Source organism: Barnesiella sp. CU968 (assembly GCF_905219685.1).
Classification (GTDB): Bacteria; Bacteroidota; Bacteroidia; order Bacteroidales; family Muribaculaceae; genus Lepagella; species Lepagella muris_A.
In genome coordinates, this window is sequence record NZ_CAJMXD010000236.1 from 1 (window position 1) to 4,812 (window position 4,812).

Sequence of the window (4,812 nt, forward strand, 5' to 3'; positions counted from 1 at the left end):
TTAGGGCTGACTCCTGCAATAGGTGTCAGCCCTAATTTTTCAATCGCTCAAAAAAAGTTTAGCGGACAGTAATAATTGGTAATAATTGTACTATCTACCATGAATGCACCATAGGTCTCAGTGAACATAAAAGTCTAACTCCTCCCCGGATTGGCAAAAATGTTTTCATAGGTTGTAAATCTTTAATATTGGGGGATGTTTTCATTGGAGATAATACAAGAATTGGAGCCGGGAGTATAATTCTTGCCACTACACCTCCTTGTTCTACCATAACTGGTTTGTATAAAGCAAATTAATAGGACAATTTCCATATTTAATACTCAAGAGGTCTTTAGCTGAATATATTGTACTTTCTTCGATAGAAGAAAGAATGATTAATACTATCCTTGCCTCCTTAAAGGAAGCTTGTTTACAAGAAGAATTTAATTCGATTGTTGTTTTATTAAATATTTGAACGCTATGCTAATAAGAAAGGATACCTGATATGGATAAGTTGAGAGTTAATGTAGACAGGCTTAATTGTGTGGCACGTGAGTTGACGAGCGAAGAGCGAAATCTGATGGAGGCAAGGCGAAGAGACCGCCATTGGATGTCGGCATCTTCTGCGATTGCGTCTAAAATAAAACGCCATCTGAGGGTGAATGGGATTACCAATATGGAATTTGCAGAGATGTTGGGAATTACCCCTGCTAATGTTACCAGATATCTTAATGGTAAAACCAATTTCGAACTCAGAACACTTGTTGAAATAGAGCGTGCTCTCGAACTCCATATAATAGACCGGGAGGTTGTGCCACAGAAAGAAAAGAAGGCGGTCGCTATTCAGGTTATTTATTCAGGATTTGACACGGAGTCTACCGAACGGGAAGAATACATGTCTGTAAATATGTCTGTTGGCAAGAATAGGAATAAAGTAAAATCAACTAATATCTGGGATTATGCCTGAAAAGACCACCAAACGAGCTCTTTTCAATATAGAAAGGGGAGGAATCGACCAGTTCGCATTCTTTGAAGATAATTATAATGTGTCGGCAGATTCTCTGCGTTTAAGTTCAACGGTTCGTTTTGAATATCATACTGCCAAGGGGATGCTCGACTGTGAATGTGCTGTGGTTGGAACTCAGAGTGGCACTATAGTGCTCAAGGCATCTGTGTTGTTTACATATGGTCTGGCACCGGAAACCATATCAGATCTGAGTGAAGATGGATCTATCGTTATTCCAAAGCAGCTATTGGTATACTTTGCGTCTAATACTTATGGGGCTTTGCGTGGTGTTCTATTGGCGAAACTCGAGAATACACCCTTGCGTCTAATCCTTCCTGCTGTGAATCTTGCGGAAATTGTAAAGGATTCCTTGTCGGTAAGATTAAGCTAATGTCAGGGGCGGTAGCTTAAGAAGTTGCTTAAAAATAACTGTGAAATTTGGGGCGGCTCTCTTTTGAATAAAATTCATTTAAGGCAAAGTAGCATAGCGGGCTTCTATGTTGCTGTACAAATGATTTGCAGATTTTAACACTTATTTAACACGGCTCTCGATTATTTCACGGTTGATGTTGCTATTATCCGAAAGATTATTGATGATATGGGATTTTAAAATTGAAATAACTTTGTGAATTTACAATAATGGCACGGAGAATTTTCTCCGTGCCATTATTGTTGTTACATGTGAACTCAATGCGTTTATTTGAGTGCTATTTTTGCGATGGTGCGGGAGCCGTTGGTCAGCGTGGCGGAAACAAGGTAGATTCCGGGAGTCAAAGCGGAGAGGTCATACATGTTGCGTGCCATAAGTAGACCGGATGCAGAGTAGATGTCTACCGACTCTATTTCCTGTCCTTCCGCAGTGGCTATACGTAGCATTTTACCTTCGAGCCATATGGCGGCAGTTGTATTCGCTGCTTCTATTGCCTCTATACCGCTCACATCGCCGATTGTCACTGTTTGGGCATAAACGGTGTGGTTGCCGAGTGGATTTGTCTTGGAGCTTGTCGGACCGGCTTCCACTATAATCATATAGATCCCGTCTTCCAATGAGCTTCCGGGACTATAGTTGCCGGATACGGTGACAGTCTCGCCTGCAACGAACTTCGTGCCGCTCTTCATGGTCACTATCTCACCTTTGGTATTGGTAAGCTGGCGCAAGCGGATATAGAGCGTGTTTGTGGCAGTCTGGCGTGCTTTTGCCTCAAGACTGAACGGCACTCTTGCATTTTTATCAATCTTGTCGGGGAACTCAAACTTTGTTACATCCGCCACAATTTTTTCCGATGGGTCAACAGTGATGGCGAGCGGTTCGCCAATAGTCTCTATAGGTGTCTGGGCATGATCGTTTGAAACCTGCACGAAGTTGACAATGTAAGTGCCCGGATCGTGTGGTACCTGACGTGCGAATGTCACCGACACGGCTCGGTCGTTGGTGAATGTTGCTTCTGCCATAATTAATGGTGAAGTCTGTCCGGTCTGCGTATTTGTGAGACGGGTAAGTATCTTGGCGGTACCTGCCACCCCCGCATTGCGGAAAGTGCCGGTGACATAAAGAAATTCTCCTTGTGCCAGTCGGTCGGCTACCGCCGCCGAACTGTTGTTCACCTGCCACACCGGAGTGGCGGCAAGGCGCACTACCGGAGAAACCGGGGTAGGCAGCACATTAACGACTGTCGGATCGAAACCATTAAGTGCAAAAGGATATTCTTTGTCATTGGCTTTTATAAGAGCCTCCAGTCTGTATTTTCCCTCCGGAACTTCAGTGCTGACGGGGAATGTCACGTCCACATTCTCCACGCTTTGGTTATATACCCGCACGCTGACATTGGAGTCGAAAACAAGCGAGGGATCATTCACATTGACAAGACGGATGGTGATTCCAGAAATATCATAATCACCGGTCATGCTTTCCATATCGAACGAAGCGCGTCCCGAACCACCTGCATATAAGTCTCCGTCGGTGGATATGGCGGAATGAAGCACCACATCGGGATAGGGCATATGCTTTTCGCCGATAATTATGCTACCTTCCTTTACCGAGGCATAGGTGCGGGATGTCAGTCCATTGGGATGGCGGAGTATTTTCCAGCCGGAGTCTCCGTCCCCTTTGTAGACAAGTCTCAGTTCATAGCCGTCGCCATCGGCAACGTTTGGCACAGAAGACGCCACATTCTGAATGGTCACAAGAGACGAACCGGAATGACCGTTCGTAAAACCTCCCAGCGACAGGGTGTTGCCTCCGAGCGTTGCCACGATTTCTCCATTTTTTACAAGGGCACCCTCGATGTGTCCGTTGAACGGTTCCACATCAATATTACCTATGAAGCTCATCATTGTGAATGTGTCGTTGAACGGACCGTCTACACTGAGACGAGACTCTCCGTAGAGTGCATGTTCGCGAACCGAGCCTTCCCGTGCCGGGCGGATACCGGTCACCATATCCTGGCTGAGATTGTATCCTCCTGCTCCGCCGCCTTCGCCAAGTGATGACGGGTCAAGATGGTTGATACGGAAATAGCCGTTGGAATTGCCGTACCAGCCCCAGTTTACGTGAACAAAGTCTTGCGAATCATATCCGTCGAGCACAAAGGCGTGTCCGCCCGTCCCTTTGTCGCTTGTGCCACCATAGAACACCGGGCGCCCTTCGGAAAGCTCTTCTTTTATAAGTGCCATCCATTCGGATGTAGAATAATAGTCGCGCAAATGTCCGCGCACGCCTGCGTCATATCCGAAATAAGTGCGCAAGGCATAAGGAACAAGCATGTCGTAGGCTCCGCTGCCCGCTTCTTCGTATTGCATTTCTACCGCGATGCCGAAATGGGCGGCAAGTGTGGAGTATGCGAGGGTCTGTTGTGCCGAGACCTGCTGGGGCACTTTGCCGGGCATTAGGTCCCACTTATATTCGGTGTTGGCGAAATCGGCTGTAAGGGTGTTTTTCGACAATGGATCGGTATATGTCTTGCTGCCTGTGCCCTTTGCCGGATAGCTGTGGAAACGCATGATCTGCGTAGCCGCACATGCTACACATCCGGTGTAGAAGTGTTTTGTGCCGGAATAAACAGGAGTCATAGTGTTAAACGGCGCATCCTGTCCCCATGTAATGTTGTCGCCGAGCAAAGGAGCTATAACCGGAGAGGGGGTGTTTACAGAGGCTTTGCCGGCAGGCTCTCCCTCAGAAGGGAGAGCCTTGTATGCAGTGGTGTACATGCCGAGCAAATCTGTGAGTCCTTCTGGTGCCGACACCGGGTCTATAGCTCCCGAATGGCTATAGGCAAGAATTTCTCCGAACCGGTCATCGCCTGATACTATTATAAATCCGCCTCCGTCGTAATTATAAATATAATATGGAAGGGAGACATTTTTATCTGTAGTATTCCCCGGAACTTTCTTCAGCCTTGGTGCATTGACTGCCTTGCCTTTAATAAATCCGGCTGCTATGTCTTCAGCCTGCGACAGAGTGATTGTTTTTGCATCGGCTCCTGCTGTCAGACTGATTGCCGCCAACAGATAAAACAGTTTTTTCATGTTGCGTTATGATTCTATGGTTAGAGAGTGGTCAGAGGGCAAGCTTGCGGGCTACGGCTCCTGCCTTTACCATCACTACACCTGAGGCGTTTACGCGAAGAGTGTTGACACCATAGGATATCGTGGTGTTCATGATTTTGCGTCCTGAAAGATCGTAGATCTCAACGATCGTGTCTGTGGCTGCTGTCACTTCAATCATGCCGTTGCCAACTGATCTGAATGTTACTGTGTCTTCAGTGCCTATAGTCATGTCTTCAACACCGGAGAACTCGGCTATCAGTGCTTCATCGCTCGGTACAGAG

5 protein-coding genes are annotated in these 4,812 nt (G+C 46.7%); 3 read left to right on the top strand and 2 right to left on the bottom strand.

Annotated features, from left to right (window positions below; genetic code table 11):
- The first annotated feature begins 149 nt into the window (after positions 1 to 149).
- From JX312_RS14315 to JX312_RS09380, 3 genes are all read left to right on the top strand, one after another.
- Entirely contained in the window at positions 150 to 296 is a 147-nt protein-coding gene (locus JX312_RS14315; protein WP_370541491.1) for a hypothetical protein, read from the top strand.
- 188 nt (positions 297 to 484) lie between these two features.
- Positions 485 to 946 (top strand): helix-turn-helix transcriptional regulator, encoded by a 462-nt coding sequence (locus tag JX312_RS09375; protein ID WP_204457813.1) that lies wholly within the window; start codon positions 485 to 487, stop codon positions 944 to 946.
- On the top strand, positions 939 to 1,376 hold the full coding sequence (locus JX312_RS09380; protein ID WP_123407868.1) for a hypothetical protein: 438 nt from the start codon (positions 939 to 941) through the stop codon (positions 1,374 to 1,376). Before JX312_RS09375 ends, JX312_RS09380 begins: the two co-directional genes overlap by 8 nt.
- A 305-nt stretch (positions 1,377 to 1,681) precedes the next feature.
- Here JX312_RS09380 and JX312_RS09385 read toward each other — a convergent pair whose 3' ends face one another.
- Positions 1,682 to 4,510: a C10 family peptidase gene (locus JX312_RS09385; RefSeq protein WP_204457814.1), complete on the bottom strand. Its 2,829-nt coding sequence runs from the start codon at positions 4,508 to 4,510 to the stop codon at positions 1,682 to 1,684.
- A 31-nt stretch (positions 4,511 to 4,541) separates the two neighbouring features.
- On the bottom strand, positions 4,542 to 4,812 hold a 271-nt coding region (locus JX312_RS09390), incomplete at its 5' end, for a hypothetical protein (protein ID WP_204457815.1).

Excerpts from the sequence above, each read along its gene's own strand:
- JX312_RS09375 (WP_204457813.1), top strand. The coding sequence starts at position 485 with ATGGATAAGTTGAGAGTTAATGTAGACAGGCTTAATTGTGTGGCACGT.
- JX312_RS09380 (WP_123407868.1), top strand. The coding sequence starts at position 939 with ATGCCTGAAAAGACCACCAAACGAGCTCTTTTCAATATAGAAAGGGGA.
- JX312_RS09385 (WP_204457814.1), bottom strand. The coding sequence starts at position 4,510 with ATGAAAAAACTGTTTTATCTGTTGGCGGCAATCAGTCTGACAGCAGGA.